The following is a 554-nucleotide window of genomic DNA, read 5'->3' as shown; positions in this document are numbered from 1 at the left end:
GAGGCCTATTGCCGCATCTCCAGTTACCTGCAGACCATGGCAAATCAGGGATACAATCCGCTGGTCGCCATTCAAATGGCCTTTTCGGGACAGCTCTACGCTGATAGGGGTGAGTAGTTACTTTCAAAGTATAAGATACCCATCTTTCCGACAAGCGTGTCTTCGGCCTCGTGAAAGATTTTGGGACATCCCAGTCCCCAAAATCGACTCGGCCTTTGACAACCTATTGGTGCCCCAGACGTCCTGGTCACCCAGCACTACGCAACAACTTCGCAAGCTCGTTGCTGCTCCGTACTTGGCTCCCAATGACTGGACGCCGCGTTCGGAGGCCTACTTTGTTTTCCCTCTGGCGCAAGGCACGCCGGGAAAACAGTGCGGCCTCGCGGCTACTGGGGTCTACCAGCCTTCGCTTCGCTCTCCATGGCTGGCAGCGGATGCATTGTTTAGGGGAAATTCGAGTTGATTTCCGTGACTTGACCCTTGTCGTTGTAGATCATGATTCTCAATGACCGAATGCCCCGGGCCAGCTGATTTTCCCGGAAGATGCCGTAAAA

1 protein-coding gene is annotated in these 554 nt (G+C 54.0%); it reads left to right on the top strand.

Going from position 1 to position 554, the window contains the following annotated elements; genetic code table 11:
* Positions 1-170 precede the first annotated feature (170 nt).
* Positions 171-509 carry a hypothetical protein gene (locus ACOCD2_RS25550; protein ID WP_419626400.1) on the top strand — a complete coding sequence of 113 codons (339 nt, stop codon included), beginning with the start codon at positions 171-173 and terminating at the stop codon, positions 507-509.
* Positions 510-554: the final 45 nt, after the last annotated feature.

It is taken from the genome of Thiolapillus sp. (assembly GCF_048562965.1).
GTDB lineage: Bacteria > Pseudomonadota > Gammaproteobacteria > Chromatiales > Chromatiaceae > Thiolapillus > Thiolapillus brandeum_A.
This window is presented reverse-complemented; position numbering and strand designations above follow the sequence as displayed.